Source organism: Arthrobacter sp. JB02-1C (genome assembly GCF_057748045.1).
On record NZ_CM173235.1, the window covers coordinates 1,162,001 to 1,179,407 of the forward strand.

General features: G+C 64.7%; 18 protein-coding genes. 13 read left to right on the top strand and 5 right to left on the bottom strand.

Annotation, left to right across the window (positions count from 1 at the left end):
* Positions 1-47: 47 nt before the first annotated feature.
* Positions 48-1,130 (top strand): LacI family DNA-binding transcriptional regulator, encoded by a 1,083-nt coding sequence (locus tag AC3ANP_RS05415; RefSeq protein ID WP_488332316.1) that lies wholly within the window; start codon positions 48-50, stop codon positions 1,128-1,130.
* A gap of 72 nt (positions 1,131-1,202) precedes the next feature.
* Positions 1,203-1,685 (top strand): pyridoxamine 5'-phosphate oxidase family protein, encoded by a 483-nt coding sequence (locus AC3ANP_RS05420; RefSeq protein ID WP_488332317.1) that lies wholly within the window; start codon positions 1,203-1,205, stop codon positions 1,683-1,685.
* A 47-nt stretch (positions 1,686-1,732) separates the two neighbouring features.
* On the opposite strand, the gene AC3ANP_RS05425 is transcribed toward AC3ANP_RS05420, so the two are convergent.
* Positions 1,733-2,386 carry a hypothetical protein gene (locus tag AC3ANP_RS05425; RefSeq protein ID WP_488332318.1) on the bottom strand — a complete coding sequence of 218 codons (654 nt, stop codon included), beginning with the start codon at positions 2,384-2,386 and terminating at the stop codon, positions 1,733-1,735.
* Positions 2,387-2,457: 71 nt separating this feature from the next.
* Here AC3ANP_RS05425 and AC3ANP_RS05430 point away from each other — a divergent pair, with 71 nt between their 5' ends.
* The 8 genes from AC3ANP_RS05430 (at position 2,458) to AC3ANP_RS05465 (ending at position 11,835) form a co-directional block, all read left to right on the top strand.
* On the top strand, positions 2,458-2,835 hold the full coding sequence (locus AC3ANP_RS05430) for a VOC family protein (protein ID WP_488332319.1): 378 nt from the start codon (positions 2,458-2,460) through the stop codon (positions 2,833-2,835).
* Between the two features lie 55 nt (positions 2,836-2,890).
* Positions 2,891-4,387: a type I restriction-modification system subunit M gene (locus AC3ANP_RS05435; RefSeq protein WP_488332320.1), complete on the top strand. Its 1,497-nt coding sequence runs from the start codon at positions 2,891-2,893 to the stop codon at positions 4,385-4,387.
* Positions 4,384-5,487: a restriction endonuclease subunit S gene (locus AC3ANP_RS05440; protein ID WP_488332321.1), complete on the top strand. Its 1,104-nt coding sequence runs from the start codon at positions 4,384-4,386 to the stop codon at positions 5,485-5,487. The genes AC3ANP_RS05435 and AC3ANP_RS05440 overlap by 4 nt, the downstream gene beginning before the upstream one ends.
* Positions 5,487-6,422, top strand: a complete 936-nt coding sequence (locus AC3ANP_RS05445; protein ID WP_488332322.1) for a restriction endonuclease — start codon at positions 5,487-5,489, stop codon at positions 6,420-6,422. The genes AC3ANP_RS05440 and AC3ANP_RS05445 overlap by 1 nt, the downstream gene beginning before the upstream one ends.
* Positions 6,423-6,425: 3 nt before the next feature.
* Positions 6,426-7,313: a HipA domain-containing protein gene (locus tag AC3ANP_RS05450; RefSeq protein WP_488332323.1), complete on the top strand. Its 888-nt coding sequence runs from the start codon at positions 6,426-6,428 to the stop codon at positions 7,311-7,313.
* The gene (locus AC3ANP_RS05455; RefSeq protein ID WP_488332324.1) at positions 7,298-8,023 is read left to right on the top strand and encodes an HIRAN domain-containing protein; all 726 of its coding nucleotides are present in this window, start codon (positions 7,298-7,300) and stop codon (positions 8,021-8,023) included. Before AC3ANP_RS05450 ends, AC3ANP_RS05455 begins: the two co-directional genes overlap by 16 nt.
* Before the next feature lie 96 nt (positions 8,024-8,119).
* Positions 8,120-8,344 carry a helix-turn-helix domain-containing protein gene (locus tag AC3ANP_RS05460; RefSeq protein ID WP_488332325.1) on the top strand — a complete coding sequence of 75 codons (225 nt, stop codon included), beginning with the start codon at positions 8,120-8,122 and terminating at the stop codon, positions 8,342-8,344.
* A 74-nt stretch (positions 8,345-8,418) separates the two neighbouring features.
* Positions 8,419-11,835: a DEAD/DEAH box helicase family protein gene (locus AC3ANP_RS05465; RefSeq protein WP_488332326.1), complete on the top strand. Its 3,417-nt coding sequence runs from the start codon at positions 8,419-8,421 to the stop codon at positions 11,833-11,835.
* 18 nt (positions 11,836-11,853) lie between these two features.
* Here the strand turns inward: AC3ANP_RS05465 and AC3ANP_RS05470 are convergent, their stop codons facing one another.
* Entirely contained in the window at positions 11,854-12,465 is a 612-nt protein-coding gene (locus tag AC3ANP_RS05470; protein ID WP_488332327.1) for an NADPH-dependent FMN reductase, read from the bottom strand.
* Positions 12,466-12,592: 127 nt separating this feature from the next.
* Positions 12,593-12,997 (bottom strand): DUF5997 family protein, encoded by a 405-nt coding sequence (locus AC3ANP_RS05475; protein WP_488332328.1) that lies wholly within the window; start codon positions 12,995-12,997, stop codon positions 12,593-12,595.
* Between the two features lie 88 nt (positions 12,998-13,085).
* On the opposite strand from AC3ANP_RS05475, the gene AC3ANP_RS05480 reads away from it, so the two are divergent.
* Complete coding sequence (locus tag AC3ANP_RS05480; protein ID WP_488332329.1) at positions 13,086-13,823, top strand: LysR substrate-binding domain-containing protein; 738 nt, start codon at positions 13,086-13,088, stop codon at positions 13,821-13,823.
* Between the two features lie 81 nt (positions 13,824-13,904).
* Here the strand turns inward: AC3ANP_RS05480 and AC3ANP_RS05485 are convergent, their stop codons facing one another.
* Positions 13,905-14,246, bottom strand: a complete 342-nt coding sequence (locus AC3ANP_RS05485) for a hypothetical protein (protein WP_488332330.1) — start codon at positions 14,244-14,246, stop codon at positions 13,905-13,907.
* 154 nt (positions 14,247-14,400) lie between these two features.
* Positions 14,401-15,087 carry a GntR family transcriptional regulator gene (locus AC3ANP_RS05490; protein ID WP_488332331.1) on the bottom strand — a complete coding sequence of 229 codons (687 nt, stop codon included), beginning with the start codon at positions 15,085-15,087 and terminating at the stop codon, positions 14,401-14,403.
* Between the two features lie 108 nt (positions 15,088-15,195).
* Between AC3ANP_RS05490 and AC3ANP_RS05495 the strand changes: the two genes are divergently transcribed.
* Positions 15,196-15,969, top strand: a complete 774-nt coding sequence (locus tag AC3ANP_RS05495; RefSeq protein WP_488332332.1) for a LamB/YcsF family protein — start codon at positions 15,196-15,198, stop codon at positions 15,967-15,969.
* 76 nt (positions 15,970-16,045) lie between these two features.
* On the top strand, positions 16,046-17,383 hold the full coding sequence (locus AC3ANP_RS05500) for an MFS transporter (RefSeq protein WP_488332333.1): 1,338 nt from the start codon (positions 16,046-16,048) through the stop codon (positions 17,381-17,383).
* Positions 17,384-17,407 lie beyond the last annotated feature (24 nt).

The following is a 17,407-nucleotide window of genomic DNA, read 5'->3' on the forward strand; positions in this document are numbered from 1 at the left end:
AAACCATTTACATTACTGGCAACCGATTGCATGATCCTGTCAACCGAATGACACTCGACGCTGAGATCAGGGGTTGGTTAGCCGTGGCGACCATCTACGACGTTGCACGGGCGGCGGCGGTGTCCGCCTCGACCGTTTCGCGGGCCTTTGCCCGGCCCGGGAGGGTCAGCCTGCACACCGCTCAGCGCGTCTTCGCCGCTGCCGCCGAGGTCGGCTACCGGCCCGCCAACGGCACCGGAGCCCGGCCCGCGGCTGCGGTGAAGACCTCACTGCTCGCACTGGTCATAGCGGACATCCGCAACCCGGTCTATGCCGAAATCGTCCACGGTGCCGAAACTGCCGCCGCAGCGAACGGCTACGTCCTGCTGCTGGTGCATACCCAGGAATCCGAGCTGAGGGAGCGCCGGGCGCTGGAACGGCTGATGCCTTCCGTGGACGGGATCATCCTCTCGAGTTCCCGGATGTCGGATCTGGGCATCCGCATGGTTGCCAAGCAGAAGCCCACCATTGTGATGAACCGCGCCGTTTCCGACGCCGCCAGCGTGGTTTCGGACATTCCCCGCGGTATCCGTCGGGCGGCCGAACACCTCAGCGGGCTCGGGCACAGCAGCATTACCTACCTGGCCGGCCCGGAAGCCTCCTGGGCGGACGGCATGCGCTGGCAGGCCCTTCGCGAAGCGGCCAACGAGCTGAATCTGCAGGTCCACCGCACCGGTCCGGGGCTGCCGAGCGTGGAAGGCGGCGAGGAGCAGGCCCGCAGCTGGGTGCGGCACCGGAGCACGGCGGCGATCGCCTACAACGACCAGATGGCCATGGGCTTCATGCGCGGCCTGCTCCAGCGCGGCATCCGGGTCCCCGAGGACGTCAGCATCGTCGGCTTCGACAACAGCTACGGGTCCGGGCTCGTGACCCCCGGCCTGACCACGGTTGAGTCGCCCTCCTACGCGCTCGGTTCGGCCGCGGTCGGCAACCTGCTGGCACTGGCCCGCGGCGCGCGGTTTGAAGCGCACGGCGCTCTGGTCTTGCCGACCCGGCTGGTCGTGCGGGGTTCCACCGGCGCTGCTCCCGCGGCCCGGGGACGGCGAAGCGGTGGCCGGCGCGGTCCCGCAGCGCGGCTGGCACGCTCTTGAAAACTAAGCAGCCTTATCAATAGGCTGGCGTGAGGAGGATGTTCCTCCGCAGACCAGGGACGAGGTGAGCACATGTCGGACGCACAGGACATCGGCAAGATAACGGAGATCATCAACCACTCGCGGATCGGAATGATGACCACGATCAATGAGCAGGGTGCGCTGGTGAGCAGGCCGCTGGCCGTCCAGGATGTTCAGGACGACGGCGACCTGTGGTTCTTCACCTCCTCGGACACATCCCAGGTGGCACACATCCGGGCCAATCCCGCGGTCAACGTGTCCTTCGGCAAGGGTACCGAATGGGTGTCGGTGGCCGGCACGGCGGCCGTGGTGACGGACCGGCAGCAGATCCGCGACCGGTGGAACCAGGCGGTCGAAGCGTGGTTCCCGGACGGCCCGGACACCCCGGAGGTGGTGTTGCTGCGCGTCGACTCGGATTCGGCCGAATACTGGACCAGCCCGGGGGGAACGGCCGCGACGGTGCTGCAGTGGGTGAAATCGAAGGTCACGAACAGCCGGATGAGCGTCGGCGAAAGCGGCACGGTGGAGCTGTAAGCCCCCGCCGGCGGGTGCTCAGCCGGGGCCGGCCCCGGTTCCGCCGCTCAGCCGACCGGCTGCCGCAGCGCCCCGGCGGCCCCTTCCGCGTCTGCGAGGGCACGTTCGAGACGGTCGACGGCGGCACTGTAGCCGGTCCCGGCCGGGCCCCCGGTTCCGCTGCCCGCCTGTTCGGCCGCCCTCATCGCCTTGAGCAGCGCCGCCGTTTCCGGCTGGGCGGGGTCGCTCATGGCTGGGAAGTCGATGCAGAGCCCGGGGTCGAGTTCGTAACGCTGCCACCTCTTGAGGGCCGCGGCATGACGCAACGCGGCGGCCGTATCGCTGGCGGCCACTTCCCGTGCTGCGCGGCGCGACGCCTGCCGGCGCAGCAGTTCCGGCGCGCAGACGTAGCCGCCGGCCGCCGTCGTGAGGGCAACGACCGCCAGGGCCAACCCGGCCGCCGGCGAGGCCAGGGACGGCACCAGCACCGCGGGGACGAGTACGGCAAGACCCGCGAACCCGTCCCAGAACACGGCGTCGGGCAATCCGCCGTCGGCGGCCCGGTGCTTGCGGACCAGGTAGCCGGACCAGGCAGCGGCGGCCGCGACGAACAAGGCCACGGCCAGGAACTGATCCAGGCCGAAAGCACCAAATCCTGACGGCGACGGCATCTTCCACCTCCCGCGGACAGCGACCAGGGCGCGCTGCTCCGCTGGTTCCATTGGAATCCCTCGGCAGCCGCCCGTCAATGGCCGGTTCCCGTCCCGGTCCGGCACGGCGTAGCCTAGGGCCCATGCGATTGAAAATGTGCAGCATCCATGTCAAGGACCCCGCCGCCGCCCACGAGTTCTATACCGGAATCCTGGGGTTCGACACCCTGATGGCCCTGCCCGAGCACAACCTGTACATCATCAAGGACCCGGAGGGCGCCAGCTCGGTGGGGCTGCTGCTGGAACCCAGCGACAACCCGATCGGCGCCGATTACATGAACGCCTGCCACGATGCAGGGTTGCCCGCGATTGTGTTCGGCGTGCCGGACGTGCGGGCCGAATACGACCGACTGACTGCCAAGGGCGTCATCTTCCAAGCCGAGCCGTCCGAGGGGCCCGGTGGGATCTCGGCGGTGCTCGACGACGGCTGCGGGAACTTCGTCCAGCTGCACCAAGACTGAGCCGGACCGTCCCGTCGAGGCGTACGGCGTCGGAGCTTCCCACTAAGCTCGATCTGTGATTACCGGTGAAATAAAGTCCCAAGTCGACAAGGTCTGGAATACGTTCTGGAGCGGTGGCATCTCCAACCCGCTGGAGGTCATCGAGCAGATCACCTATCTGCTCTTCCTCAAGAGGCTGGACGAGCGCCACACACTGCAGGAGAAGAGGGCCAATCTCTTGGGCCAGCCGATGGAGGATGCCGTTTTCCCCGCCGGGAACGACCCGATGGGCCGGCCGTACGCGGATCTTCGCTGGAGCCGCTTCAAGAACTTCGCCAAGGACGAGATGTTCACCGTGTTCTCGGAGTCCGTCTTCCCCTTCCTGCGCAACGAACTGCCCAAGCTGGCCAACGGCGAGGAATCCACCTACAGCCACCACATGAGGGAAGCCCAGTTCAAGATCCCCAACGCCGGCGTTCTGCAGCAGGTCGTGGATGTCATTGACGGCATCAACATGGACGGCCGGGATACCAAGGGCGATCTGTACGAGTACATGCTGTCCAAACTGGCATCGGCGGGCACCAACGGGCAGTTCCGCACGCCGCGACACATAATCGACCTCATGGTGGACATGACTGCGCCCAAGCCGCTGGAAGCCATCTGCGATCCGGCGTCCGGCACGTGCGGCTTCCTGGTCCAGGCGGGGGAACACCTGCGCAAGAACCATCCGAACCTGCTGACCAACGCAGAGTCGAACAAGTTCTTCCACAATGATCAGTTCCATGGCTTCGACTTCGACAACACCATGCTCCGGATCGGCTCCATGAACATGCTGCTGCATGGCGTGGAGAACCCGGACATCGCCTACCGGGATTCCCTGGCTGACCTGCACGGCAGCGAGGAAGAGAAGTACGACGTCATCCTCGCGAACCCACCGTTCGCCGGCAGCCTGGACTATGACAACGTGGCCAAGGACCTGCTGGCCTTGGTCAAGACCAAGAAGACTGAGCTACTGTTCCTGGCGCTGTTCATCCGCCTCCTGAAGAACGGCGGCCGTGCCGCGGTGGTTGTCCCCGACGGCGTGCTGTTCGGTTCCAGCAAGGCGCACAAGGAACTGCGCAAGCTGATCGTGGAGGGCCACAAGCTCGACGCCGTGGTCAAGCTCCCGTCCGGCGTGTTCAAGCCCTACGCCGGGGTGTCCACCGCCATCCTGTTTTTCACCAAGACCAATTCCGGCGGAACGGACAACGTCTGGTTCTACGACGTCCGCTCGGACGGCTTCTCGCTGGATGACAAGCGCACCCCGCTCGGCTCCTCCGACCTCCCCGACGTCCTCACCCGCTGGAAGGACCGCACGACGACGGAGCTCACCCGGGCGCGGACGGACCAGTCGTTCTGCGTGCCGCTGTCGGAGATTGCGGAGAACGATTACGACTTGTCGCTGAACCGGTACCGGGAGATCGAGTACGCCGAGGTCGACCATGCAGCTCCGGAGGAAATTCTTGCTGCCCTGGATGAGCTTGAAGGCGAGATTATCCAAGGAATGGCGGAGCTGCGGGAGCTGCTGAAGTGAGGACCCTTCCATTCGATGATGTCTTCAAAGACAGGACCGCCGGGAACACCAAGCTCCAGACGCGTGACTACAAGAATTGTGGTGAGTTCCCGATCATTGACCAGGGAATTCAGGAGGTTGCTGGCTACACGGATGACAGGACCGCCCTCGCCTCCGTTGAGTTGCCCGTTATCGTCTTTGGCGATCACACTCGCGCACTAAAGTACAGGGATCGTCCATTCGTTGTTGGAGCCGATGGAACAAAGGTCCTCTCCCCGCGCCGAGATGCCGATGCCCGATTCCTTTTCCACTACTTGCGATCAGTTGACATTCCTTCTGCGGGTTACAGTCGCCACTACAAATTCCTGAAAGCCATCACAATCCCGTTTCCACCGATCGACGAGCAGCGTCGAATCGCGGCGATCCTGGACAACGCCGACGAGCTCCGCACCAAGCGCCGCCAAGCCCTCGCCCACCTCGACACGCTCGCCCAGTCGATCTTCCACCCCATGTTCGGCAACTACCTGACGGCCACCAATGCTAGCGTCGGTGAGTTGGGGACGGTTCAGTTGGGCCGGCAACGTGCTCCCAAATACCAGACCGGCAAGTACACCCGCCCGTATATGCGGGTAGCTAACGTCAAGTTGAACTCTCTCGACCTCGACGATGTTTTGGACATGGACTTCGATCCGAAAGATTTTGAAGCTTACCGGCTCAACTACGGCGATATCTTGCTGAATGAAGGGCAAAGTACAGAGCTCGTTGGGCGCCCAGCCATGTGGCGGAACGAAATCGAAGACTGCTGCTTCCAGAACACACTCGTCCGCTACGTTGCGGACCCGGAACGGATCGTTCCTGAATTCGCCCTCGCTACATTCCTTTACTACTTCGGGCGCGGTGAATTTGCCAAGATAAGCAGCAAGACCTCCAGCATCGCCCACCTGGGCGCGGGGCGCTTCGCCCGTATGCCTATGCCCGCACCGCCCCTTGAACTTCAACAGACCTTCGCAACCCGCGCCGCCGCCGTCGAACGCTTGAAGGAAACCCACCGCAAGCACCTGGCCGAACTGGACGTCCTCTTCGCATCGCTCCAGCACCGTGCGTTCAAAGGAGAACTGTGATGACCGAAGCTCCTGAGCAGGACGGCATCCCCAAGTGGCACGGGTTCATGACGCCAATCCTTCGCGTCCTATCCGATGGACAAGCTCGCACCCGGACGGAGCTCACTAAGCAGGCGATGGACGTTCTTGGCCTGCCTGAGGAACTGCGTGCGGTTCGGCTGGGTTCCGGAGGCCTCAAGGCAAAAGGGCGTGTGGGCTGGGCAATCTCTCACCTCATCGCTGCCACCGCCCTAGCCCGACCAGATAACGCTCTCTATGTCATTACGGATGTTGGACAACAACTCCTTACGAGATACCCCGAAGGGTTGGCGCAGGCGCAGTTGCGCGAAGTGGAGGCCTACCGTCGGCATCAGGCAGAGGTGCGGGCCGCGCGTCGCGAGACATCTCCGTCGCCGGAGATCGAAATCCTGGACGAAGACGCCGACCCGACTGACGTCATTGAAGCTGCCATCGATCGAATTCACGCAGAAACGGGGTCGGCCCTGCTGAGCCGCATCCTCGGCAGCTCGCCTGACTTCTTTGAGCACGCGGTCGTGGATCTGCTGTTGAAGATCGGCTACGGGGGAGCGGAGCAGCGTGGCCGTCGCATCGGGGGCTCCGGCGATGGCGGGGTCGACGGAGTCATCGACCAGGATGCGCTTGGTCTTGACCGCGTCTACATCCAAGCCAAGCGGTACAGCGCGGAGAACACCGTCGGCAGGGAAGCCATTCAAGCCTTCGTTGGCGCTCTTCATGGCGTCTCCGCGTCCAAGGGCGTGTTCATCACCACCAGCCGGTTTTCGCAAGGTGCCAAAGACTACGCGGCCAACATCCCGACCCGCACGATTCTGATCGACAGTACGCGCCTGGTGAACCTCATGATCAAGTACCGCGTGGGCGTTCAGGTGAAACAGAGCTATGACGTGGTGGAGCTGGACGAGGACTTCTTCGGATAGCGGATGGATGATCTGAGTGATTTCGTTGATCTGAGCCGCTGGACTCCGTACCAGGACGAGCCTGCTGGTGAGAACGAGAAGACGTGGTTCCGGGATGAAGAGGGGGGACTGTGGATTTTCAAGCGGAACCGTCCGCACCGAAGTCCCAACGAGCACGCGACCGAGTTCATTGCCAGCCAAATTGCCCGGCTGCTGGGAGTGCCGACGGCCACAGTCAAGCTGGCAACGTTGGGAGACAACATCGGGTGCGTGTCCAAAGATGTTAAGTCCGGCCCACGAAACCAGTTGGATGCAGGTTCGTTGTTTATCGCGGAGATCGTCCCCGATTTTGATCCCAGAGACCGCGCGGCCCGAGGGCATTCTCTCCGGAACATCGCGTCGGTCTTGGCAGCGGTGGCCCCACCCCTTGGGCACGAAGAAACGGGCCTGACTGCAACCGGATGGTTCGCCGGCTTTCTCGTCCTGGACGCGCTCATCGGAAACCAGGACCGGCACAGCGAGAACTGGAGCATCGAAATAACCCCGGACGGGACCTACCATCTTGCGCCGTCGTACGATCACGCAACCAGCCTTGGTATTGTTCAAAGGAATCCGGAAAAACTGAATCGGCTGGTAAACGATCCGGGAGCCGTCCGAAACTTTGCCGCTAAGGCAGTCGGCGGTCGGTTTGAAGGACTGGCTAAGGTGGCGCTCGTCGATGTTGCTTCGCAATTTTGCGTGGATGCGGGACCCGCTGTCGCCTCCCATTGGGCATCCGCAATAGCGGGACTGGATATGGGTGCCACCGCCGAAATCGTGGCCAAAGGTAGAATGTCTTCCCCAAGCGATAAGTTGGCACTGGAACTTATTCGCATCAACAAGGAAAGGCTCGTGACATGTCTTCGCTCGTGACCGATCCTCGTCCCGTCGCTGTACAGAATGGAGACGCCGCCCTCCTCGTGGCCTGGCAGCATCCGGAGACGCGACGGTACCGCCTCTTGGGGCGTGCAGTTGCCTCAGAAGACGGCTATCACTTCGAGTACTTTGCATCCATGCAGTCCAAGCCCGATTTTCGTCCGATTCCCGGGTTCTCGAATCCGCACAAGACGTACACGTCGAAAGTACTGTTTCCGCTCTTGTCTGGGCGCATCATGAGCGCCAGCCGACCTGACCGCCCCGAGTGGCTGCAGCGGCTTGAGCTACCCGAAGATGCGGCTCCGTTCGAAATCCTTGGGCACTCCTTCGGAAAGCGGGTTGCTGACACCTACGAGTTTTTCGAGGAGCCCGAAATTGACCTGCTCCAGGGAAGCCTGACGTTTGTCGTACCCGTCCATGGGCTGCGGTACATGACATCTGCGGCTCAGGAGTACGTCGATCGATCGCTCACGAAGGGAGACCGCTTGGACGCTGTCGCTGAACCCCAGAACGCGGCCGACTCCCGCGCGGTTGGACTATGGTCCGGTGGCCACAAGATCGGGTTTGTCCCTGCTCCTGTACTGGACTACGTAGGCATGCTCGGAAAGTCCGGAACGTACTCGGCCCGCGTCGTGCGCCGGAATCCGAAATCGGAGGGCTCCCACACTCGAGTGGTAGCGCAACTGGTGTGGCGCCAGGAGTTCTGACCCGCCCGGAAACTGAGAGCTCAGCCCTACTACGGAGAATGCCTGCCGCCGTACGGCAACAAATGCTATAGTCGCCGTACGACGACAGGAGCCGAAATGTACACGGTCCGTGAGGCCGGACCTCTGGTCCGCGAACTCCGCGAGGAGCGCGGCCTGACACAGGCCGAACTGGCCCGCCGCGCAAACGTGTCGCGGAGCTTCGTCATCGATCTCGAGTCCGGCAAGGCCACCGTGGAGACGTCAAAATTCATGGATGTATTTCAGGCCTTGGGGTTCGAGATGGCCATACGCGACCGGGAGACCGGCAACGTCCGGTGGTGAATGGCTGCAGCCGGATGGGACGTGAACTGTCCCGCCTGCATGATTGACTGGATCAGGAACGTCAGAGACCAACGATGGGGGCCCAAGCCGTGGGGGCAGGCAACAGCAATTTCGGGTTCATGCTGGCCGATTGGCCGGAGCTGGCACAACATGCCCGGCGCGCCGAGCAATTCGCCCGGATCGACCCCCGCGCCTCCATGTTCTACTCCCGGTACACCGCCGAACGCCTGGTGGAGTGGCTGTACAAGGTGGAGCCCGCATTGGCCCTGCCCTACAAAGACGATCTCAACGCGCTCCTCAACGAACCTGCGTTCAAGAACCTGGTCGGCGGCGTCATCGGCAGCAAATTCACCATCATCCGCAAAGCCGGAAACAACGCGGTCCACAACCCGGTCAACCCCACAATCATGGGCGCTGAACTGGTCCTCAAAGAGCTGCACCACGTCTGCTACTGGCTTGCCCGAAACTACGGCAAGAACGGCAGCCAGCTGCCGCCGTCGCTAACGTTCGACGCCGGCCTCCTGGCCCCGGCACCCAAAGCGGCGGTCCCGCAGCAGTCCCCGGTCCAGCTTCAGCAGCTGGAAGCGGAGCTCAAGGCCAAAGACGAAGCCCTGGCGACTGCTGCCGCGGCGAACGAGGACCTCGCAGCGCAGCTGCTGGAACTCCAAGCACAGATCGCCGCCGCCAAGAAGCAGAACCAGGCTGTCCCGGACGATCACGACTACGACGAAGCGCTGACCCGCAAACACCTCATCGATCTGGATCTCAACGAGGCCGGCTGGCCACTCAGCAACCCCGAAGACCGCGAGTTCCCGGTGGACACCATGCCCACCGCATCGGGGGCACTCACCGGCACGGGATTCATTGACTACGTTCTGTGGGGCGACGACGGTTTGCCATTGGCCGTGGTCGAGGCCAAGCGCACCACCAAGGACCCGCACGTCGGCAAACAGCAGGCCAAGCTGTATGCCGACTGCCTGGAACGCCGCTACGGCCGCCGTCCGGTCATCTACTACACCTCAGGTTATGAGACGTGGATCTGGGACGACTCGATGTATCCCGAACGCAGGATCCAGGGATTCCACACCAAGGACCAGCTCCAACTTCTGGTGGACCGCCGGAGCAGTCGGAAACCGCTGGCCGAACAGGCCATCGACAACACGATCGTCGAGCGCGCCTACCAGCACAACGCCATCCGCGCCGTGACCGAAGCCTATGAGAACCAGCACGAGCGCAAGGCGCTCGTGGTGATGGCGACCGGCACCGGAAAGACGCGCACCGTCGTCGCGCTGGCCAAACTGCTGCAGGAGGCCAACTGGGCCAAGCGGGTGCTGTTCCTCGCTGACCGCACTGCGCTGGTCAGGCAGGCGGCCAACGCGTTCAAGACCCACCTGCCCGGTTCCGGTCCGGTCATCCTCGGCTCGGGTGAGGAGGCTGACAGCCGCATCCACGTCGCCACCTACCCGACCATGATGAACCTCCTCAACAAGACCGCGGGAACGCTGGGCCAGCGGCGTTTCGGCATCGGACACTACGACCTTATTGTCATCGACGAGGCGCACCGCTCCGTCTACCAGAAGTACCGGGCGATCTTCGAGTACTTCGACTCCCTGCTGATCGGCCTCACCGCCACGCCCCAGTCTGAAGTGGACCGCAACACCTACAGCCTCTTCGGCATCGAGGACAACGTTCCCACCTTCGCGTACGGCTTGAACGACGCTATCGACGCCGGCTTCCTGGTGCCGCCGCGGGTGGTGCCGGTTCCGCTCAAGTTCCCCTATGAGGGCATCCGTTACGACGACCTGAGCGACGCCGAAAAGGAACAATGGGACGTACTCGAGTGGAATGAGGACGGCGAGATTCCCGACGTCGTTGATCCCGCCGTCGTGAACTCCTGGCTTTTCAACACCGACACCGTGGACAAGGCACTCGAAGTGCTGATGACCCACGGGCATAAGGTGGCCGGCGGGGACCGGCTGGGTAAGACAATTATTTTTGCCAAGAACAACCAGCACGCCGAGTTCATCGCCAAACGCTTCGACCACCACTATCCGCAGTTCAAAGGCCACTTTGCCCGCGCGGTCACCTATCAGGTCAATTACGCCCAGACCCTCATTGACGATTTCTCGAAGAGCGACAGCAGCCCGCATATCGCGATCTCGGTGGACATGCTGGACACTGGCGTCGACGTCCCCGAGGCCGTAAACCTTGTGTTCTTCAAGATGGTCCGGTCCAAAACCAAGTTCTGGCAGATGGTTGGCCGCGGCACGCGTTTGTGTCCGGACCTGTTCGGCCCGGGCCAGGACAAACAGGACTTTCTAATCTTTGATCTGTGCCGTAACGCCGAGTACTTCAACGCCGGGATGCCCGGGAACGAAGGCACGGTGGCAAAGTCGCTGGCCGAAATCACCTTCGCCACCCGGGCCAAAATCCTGCGAGCGGCCGCAGATCTGTCTTGGGCTCCGGCCATCGACTACGTGGAAGGGCTCCGATCATCGCTCCGGCACACCATCGACAGGCTTCCGCGCGACAACTTTCTGGTGAAACCCGCCCGGCAATGGGTGGACCGGTTTGCCGAAGACCAAACCTGGGCCGGTCTTGCCGGTGACGACTTCGATGCCCTGGAACACGACCTGGCCCGCCTCGCCAGCATTGGTGCTCTCCCCGACACCGAAGAGGCCAAACGCTTCGACTGCACCATGTACCAGGCGCAACTGGCCGCCCTGACGGACCCGGCAAGTCTGGCCAGTTTCCGGCGGAAGATCCAGTCCGTGGCAGCAGCCCTGCAGGACCAGCCCAACGTTCCGGCCATCGCCGCGAAAATGGTCCTGCTCGAGACCGTTCTAGACGACGGCGAGTGGGACTCGGCGTCCCCGGAATGGCTGGAGTCCATCCGCGTCCAACTGCGGGACCTGGTGCACCTGATCGAGAAGCGCAAGCGCAAGGTGGTGTACACCAACTTCCAGGACGAGCTCGGAGAACTTGAGGAGATTGAGCTGGCCGGAGCCAGCACCGGCTTCATGGACTTCAGCCGGTACCGGGACAAAACGCGGCTATACCTGGCCGACTATCAGGACCACACCACCATCCAGCGGCTGAGACGGAACCGGCAGCTGACCGACCAGGACCTCGCGGAGCTGGGCCGCATTTTGGCCGAAAGCGGTGTGGGCACCCCCGTGGACCTGGAGCGGGCAGGAACGGAGGGGCTGGGCCTGTTCGTGCGCTCACTCGTGGGCCTTGACCGGGATGCCGTGGAAGAGGCCCTCGCGGAGTTCATTTCTGACACCGCACTCACCGCATCGCAGCTGGACTTCCTCCAGCTCCTGGTCAACCAGCTCACCGAGAACGGCGTGGTCAGGCCCGATGCGCTGTTCAAATCGCCCTATAGCGAGCTGGCCCCCAGCGGGCCCGACGAGCTCTTCGGCGAGGAGCGCGCAGTCCGGCTCATCCGCACGCTCCGGGCGATCGAAAGCAGCGCCCGTGTGGGTTGAGCCGGCCGCTATCAGCCCCTACTCGCCTTCGCGGCGCCCGACCGGGTGCTCGTCGCCGATGTGCCCGCTTGCGCTGGCGTCCAGGACCCGCTGGACGAACGCGCCGTACTCCTCCATGTAGTGCCGCAGGAAGTCCGCCGTGGAAGCGTCGCTGACCTCGCCGTCGTCGCCGTAAATTTCCGGGACGAAGCGGATGTAGGCCTCCGGGGCGTTGAGCTGCGGCGCATCCAGGAAGCTCAGGACCGCGCGGAACGAGGCCTGCATCACGGCCGTGCCGATGCCGCCGGGGGAGGCGCCGATGATGCCGGTGGGTTTGCGGGCGAAGGAGTTGGTTCCCCACGGCCGGGACGCCCAGTCGATGGCGTTCTTCAAAGCCCCGGGAATGGAGCGGTTGTATTCGGGCGAAACGAACAGGATGCCATCGCTGGCAGCAACCGCGTCCTTGAGTGCCTGGGCCTCGGGCGGGTACGCGGCGTCATAGTCCTGGCTGTAGAGGGGCAGGCCGCGGATGGGGATCTCGGTGAATTCCAGCTCCGGCGGCGCCAGCCGGATCAACGCCTTGGAGAGCGTGCGGTTGATGGACGTGCTGGACAGGCTTCCGACAAAGTAGCCGATCTTGTGCGTGGGCATAGCGGTGGTCCTTCCCGATACGCCGCCGGCGTGCAGGACCGTGCGGCCCGGCATCGGGAACCGGCGGCTGGCGACACCTTCGGAGCATAGCCCCGCGGCCGGACGGGGTACAGGGGGGCCGCCGAGGCTACTCTGCCTTGGCGCGGGCCTTCTTGGCGTCCTTCTTCGCGGCTTCATCCTTGACCCGCTGCGCCTCAGCGCGGACCGCGGCATGGGTCGCGCGCTCGGCGACCAGCCAGGCCGGAGGAGCCTGCAGCAACGCGGTGATCTCCGCCGTCGTGAGTGCTTCCTCGACGCCGCCGCGGGCCAAGCCGCCGATGGAAACGTTCAGTTTCTGGGCGACCACGGGGCGGGGGTGCGGGCCGGTGCGGCGCAGTTCGGCAAGCCACTCCGGCGGGTTGGCCTGCAGCTCGGCAAAATCAGCGCGGGTGATGACCGAATCCTGGAACTCCTGGGGTGTTGCGGGCAGGTAGATGCCGAGCTTCTTGGCAACGGTGGCCGGCTTCATGGACTGGGAGTTTGCACTGGTCATACTTCAAGGGTATCCGGCGGGATGCGCACGGGTCACCAAGTGGTGCGGCCGGGTCCGCTGCCGAGGGCACTGGCGGTACTGTAAACGTGTGTCCGCCGAAGAAGAAGCAACCCCGCCCCGCGACGAAGAGGTACCCGCGGCGCGGGAACTGCGGTTCGCGTACGTCCCCGGGGTCACGCCTGGAAAATGGATCCGCCGCTGGGAAGAGCGGATGCCCGGCATACCGCTGCACTCGTTCATGTCCGACGACGGCGCCCAGCTTGCGGTGCTGCGCGACGGTTCCGCTGACCTCAGTTTCGTGCGGCTGCCGGTGGAGAGCGAGGGCCTGAACCTCATCCCGCTCTACGAAGAGCAGCCTGTGGTGGTGGCGCCGAAGGGACACGAAATCTCGGTTTTCGAGGAGGTGGCGCTGGCCGACCTGGCTGCCGAGACCTTCCTGGACGTCGCTGCCCTGGGCGGACCCGCGGCGGCGCTGCAGGTGGTCGCCGCCGGCGCCGGCCTGGTGGTGCTGCCGATGTCGGTGGCCCGGCACTTTAACGTCAAGGACACCGTGGCCCGGAAACTGACCGGCGCTCCGGCCACCAGGATCGGCTTGGCCTGGCCGGGCGGCCCCACCGATGGGGTGATCGAGGAGTTCATCGGGATTGTCCGCGGCCGGACTGCCGCGAGCTCCCGGCAGCCGTCGGCGCAGCAGGAGAAGCCCAAACGCGAGCCGAAACCCGACCGCCGGGGCCCTGCCGTGAAGAAGCCCAAGGTCGCCCAGCGCTACGCGCCCAACCCGGACAAGGGCCGCGGTAAGGGCTCCCGCAAAAAGGGAAAGCGCTAACCAGTTCCCCGACTGGCTCGCAATAGTTGTCGTTTTGCGGGCCGAAAACGACAACAACTGCCAGCTAGATGGGATGCCCCGCTACTTGGTGCAGGCGTCCTGAAGCGCCTTGACGGAGTCGGCCGGCACCCGGTCACCCGAATCCGCGATCTTCTTCAGCGGTGCGGTGATCTCCTCGGGCAACCCGGCGGTCTGCGCGCCGGAGACGAGCCCGCCCAGGGCCTGCTTGTCCGAGGCGCTGACCAGTCCGTCCGCCACGAGGGAACACGCCTGCTTCTTGAGTTCGCTGCCGGCTGCCGTTGCGATCTGCGAGGCGCCGGTGTGGGCGGCCTCTTCGGCCGCCTGCTGCACCTGGCCGCAACCGGTAAGCGTGAGCATCAGGAATACGGCGCACAGGGAGGCGGCGGCGACGCGTCGTTTCATGCTTTCAGCCTAACAACCTGTTGCGGCTGATCCCGGCGAGGCGGCCCGGACGGCCGCGGACGCGCAACCCGCGGAGCCAAGGCGCGAGGCGGAGAAAACAGCCCCAGCGGTGGTTCCAACTCAGATAAAGCGCTGGCATCGCATTCTCCGCCGCTTACCCGCCGTGGACGGCGCTTTGCCTCGCTTCCGATCGGTCCAGGTAAGCCAGCAGGAGCTCCGCCGCGCGCTCCGGGTCGCCGGCTTCCAGCGCGGCGCAGATCTGTTCGTTGTCGTCGAGGTAGCCGCGGTAGAACTGTGCGTCAACGGTGGCCTTGTGGAAGAACAGCCGCATTTCGGCCAGTACCTGGGACATGATCGCGTCCAGCCGGGGGCTCCCGGCCAGCGCGACGACCGCGCGGTGGAAGTGCTGGTTCGCCGTGCCCAGGGCCTCCTCGTCCTCGGCGGCCGCCGCCGCCTTGCCCTCCTCGACCGCGGCGCGGACTGCCGCCACCTGCTCCCGGCCACCCCCGCCGCGCAGTGCCGCGACTTCGATGGCACGCCGCACCGTATAGACATCGTGGATGTCGCCCGGCGCCAGGCTGGCCACGAAGACGCCGCGGTTGGGATGCCGGACCACCAGCCGCTCCGCGGCGAGTTCGGCGAAGGCTTCGCGAACGGTGTTGCGTGAGACGCCCAGGTCCGCCGCAATCGTCGACTCGGTCAGCCGGGTGCCCGCCAGCAACAATCCATCGGCCAGCTGCAGGCGGAGTTCGGCCGCGACCCGGTCCGCCACGGACGGGACGGCGACGCGAAGCCGCGCGGCGGCCGCGAGGGCGCGGGGGGCGGCGCTCGAAGTCGTCATAGTGCCGAATCTACACGATTGTCCCCGGAAAGAATCGTCGGATTGTTGAACAATCGAAGGGGATGGTGCATCCTAAGAAGAGGCCAAGCACCGAGACGGGGATCACAGATGACAAGCGCCGGACGGAACAGCATCGACCTGAACAGCGACGTCGGCGAGTCGTTCGGGCGCTGGAGCCTCGGCGACGACACGGCGATGTTCCGCTCCGTGTCCAGCGCCAACGTGGCCTGCGGGTTCCACGCCGGGGACTCCACCGGCATCCGGTCGACCTGCCGCGATGCGGTTGCAGCCGGCGTCACGATTGGCGCCCACGTCGGCTACCGTGACTTGGCGGGCTTCGGGCGGCGCTTCCTCGACATTGAGCCGAACGACCTGGCCAATGACGTCGTCTATCAGATCGGCGCCCTGCAGGCGCTTGCCGCTGCAGAGGGCGGCCGCGTCGCCTACGTCAAACCGCACGGCGGCCTGTACAACACGATCGTCGCGCACACCGCGCAGGCAACGGCTGTCGTAGAGGCGGTGAAGTCCGTGGACCCGGACCTGCCGATCCTCGGCCTTCCGGGTTCTGAGGTGCTCCGCCTGGCGGAGGCTGCCGGGCTGCGTGCGGTCACCGAGGCCTTCGCGGACCGCGCCTACAACCCGGACGGCACGCTGGTTTCCCGGACGCTTCCGGGGGCTGTCCTACATGACATCGACGACGTCACCGAGCACGTCCTCCGGATCGTCTCGGACTCCGCCGTCCGCACCATTGACGGCTCGGTCCGGAAAATCCGGGCCGAGAGCATCTGCGTTCACGGCGACTCGCCGGGAGCCGTGGCTATGGCCGCCGCGGTCCGCGGCGCGCTCAGCGCGGCCGGCATCAGCACAGCGTCGTTTCTCTGATCCGCCACCGCTAATCCGCTCATCGTCCCGGCACGACCAACCGACAACCGGCAGCACGCGCAACTGGAAGGCAATCATGAGCACACCGCAGCAGGCGGCTCCGGCCGCTGGCAGGAGGAAGCTGCCGCCCGGCGCCCTCAAGGCTTACATCGCGAGTCTCACCGGCACCTCACTGGAGTACTACGACTTCGCCATCTACTCCGTCGCCTCCGCCCTGGTGTTCCCCAAGGTCTTCTTTCCCGGCAACGACGACGTCGTGGGGCTCCTATTGTCCTTCTCAACGTTTGCGGTGGGTTATCTCGCGCGTCCCATCGGCGGGGTAATTTTCGGCCGGCTGGGGGACAGAATCGGCCGCAAGCACGTCCTCGTAGTCACACTGCTGCTGATCGGGATCGCGACGGTGCTCATCGGAGCGCTGCCCGGATACGCGGTCATCGGTGTGGCCGCTCCCGTCATCCTCGTGTTCCTCCGCCTGGCGCAGGGTATCGGCGTGGGCGGTGAATGGGGCGGGGCCGTCCTGCTTTCGAGCGAATTCGGCGACCCCAAACGGCGGGGTTTCTGGTCCTCCGCGGCGCAGATCGGTCCCCCCGCCGGTAACCTGATGGCCAACGGCGTCCTGGCCGTACTTGCCGCGACGCTCAGCAATGCGGACTTCCTCTCCTGGGGCTGGCGGGTAGCGTTCCTCGCCTCCGCCTTCCTCGTGGGCTTCGGCCTGCTGATCAGGCTGCGGCTTGAGGAAACACCCGTGTTCAAGGCCATCCTGGCCCACGGCGAGGCACCCAAGGCACCTATCAAAGAGGTCTTAACCAAGGAACCACGTGCCCTCGTGGCAGCAGCCCTGTCCCGCGTCGGCCCGGACGTGCTGTACTCCCTGCTGACCGTCTTCATGGCCGTCTATGCCACCAAGGAACTGGGGATGAGCACCAGCAACATCCTCAGCGCCATCCTGATCGGATCCGCGTTCCAGCTGATCCTGATCCCCGCCGCAGGTGCCCTCACGGACCGGGTCAACCGCCGCCTCCTGTACGGTATTGCCGCCGTCGGAACGGCCATCTATACCCCGCTGTTCTTCCTCATGATCCAGGGCAGGTCGGTCTTCATGCTGACCGTCGGCATCGTGATAGGGCTAGCCTTCCATGCCTTCATGTACGGCCCGCAGGCCGCCTACATCACCGAGCAGTTCCCGGCCAGGCTGCGCTACGCCGGCAGCTCGCTTGCCTACACCCTGGCCGGCGTGATCGGCGGCGCCGTCGCCCCGCTGATCTTCACGGCACTGTATGCGGCGTCCGGCAGCTGGGTCCTGATCGCGGTCTACCTCGCGGTGGCCTCGATCGTGACAGTGATAGGGCTGGCGGTCGGGCGCAACCCGCAGACTGAGGAAGAAGAGCGGTTGCTGCAGAGTGCCCGTGCGTGAGCGGCGCGGACCTCTGGAAACGGC

Bases quoted from the DNA above. Each gene is read 5' to 3' on its own strand.
- AC3ANP_RS05490 (WP_488332331.1), bottom strand. From the start codon at position 15,087: ATGACGACTTCGAGCGCCGCCCCCCGCGCCCTCGCGGCCGCCGCGCGG.
- AC3ANP_RS05445 (WP_488332322.1), top strand. From the start codon at position 5,487: ATGACCGAAGCTCCTGAGCAGGACGGCATCCCCAAGTGGCACGGGTTC.
- AC3ANP_RS05485 (WP_488332330.1), bottom strand. From the start codon at position 14,246: ATGAAACGACGCGTCGCCGCCGCCTCCCTGTGCGCCGTATTCCTGATG.
- AC3ANP_RS05455 (WP_488332324.1), top strand. From the start codon at position 7,298: ATGTCTTCGCTCGTGACCGATCCTCGTCCCGTCGCTGTACAGAATGGA.
- AC3ANP_RS05470 (WP_488332327.1), bottom strand. From the start codon at position 12,465: ATGCCCACGCACAAGATCGGCTACTTTGTCGGAAGCCTGTCCAGCACG.
- AC3ANP_RS05465 (WP_488332326.1), top strand. From the start codon at position 8,419: ATGGGGGCCCAAGCCGTGGGGGCAGGCAACAGCAATTTCGGGTTCATG.
- AC3ANP_RS05430 (WP_488332319.1), top strand. From the start codon at position 2,458: ATGCGATTGAAAATGTGCAGCATCCATGTCAAGGACCCCGCCGCCGCC.
- AC3ANP_RS05415 (WP_488332316.1), top strand. From the start codon at position 48: ATGACACTCGACGCTGAGATCAGGGGTTGGTTAGCCGTGGCGACCATC.
- AC3ANP_RS05460 (WP_488332325.1), top strand. From the start codon at position 8,120: ATGTACACGGTCCGTGAGGCCGGACCTCTGGTCCGCGAACTCCGCGAG.
- AC3ANP_RS05500 (WP_488332333.1), top strand. From the start codon at position 16,046: ATGAGCACACCGCAGCAGGCGGCTCCGGCCGCTGGCAGGAGGAAGCTG.
- AC3ANP_RS05495 (WP_488332332.1), top strand. From the start codon at position 15,196: ATGACAAGCGCCGGACGGAACAGCATCGACCTGAACAGCGACGTCGGC.
- AC3ANP_RS05450 (WP_488332323.1), top strand. From the start codon at position 6,426: ATGGATGATCTGAGTGATTTCGTTGATCTGAGCCGCTGGACTCCGTAC.
- AC3ANP_RS05420 (WP_488332317.1), top strand. From the start codon at position 1,203: ATGTCGGACGCACAGGACATCGGCAAGATAACGGAGATCATCAACCAC.
- AC3ANP_RS05475 (WP_488332328.1), bottom strand. From the start codon at position 12,997: ATGACCAGTGCAAACTCCCAGTCCATGAAGCCGGCCACCGTTGCCAAG.
- AC3ANP_RS05425 (WP_488332318.1), bottom strand. From the start codon at position 2,386: ATGGAACCAGCGGAGCAGCGCGCCCTGGTCGCTGTCCGCGGGAGGTGG.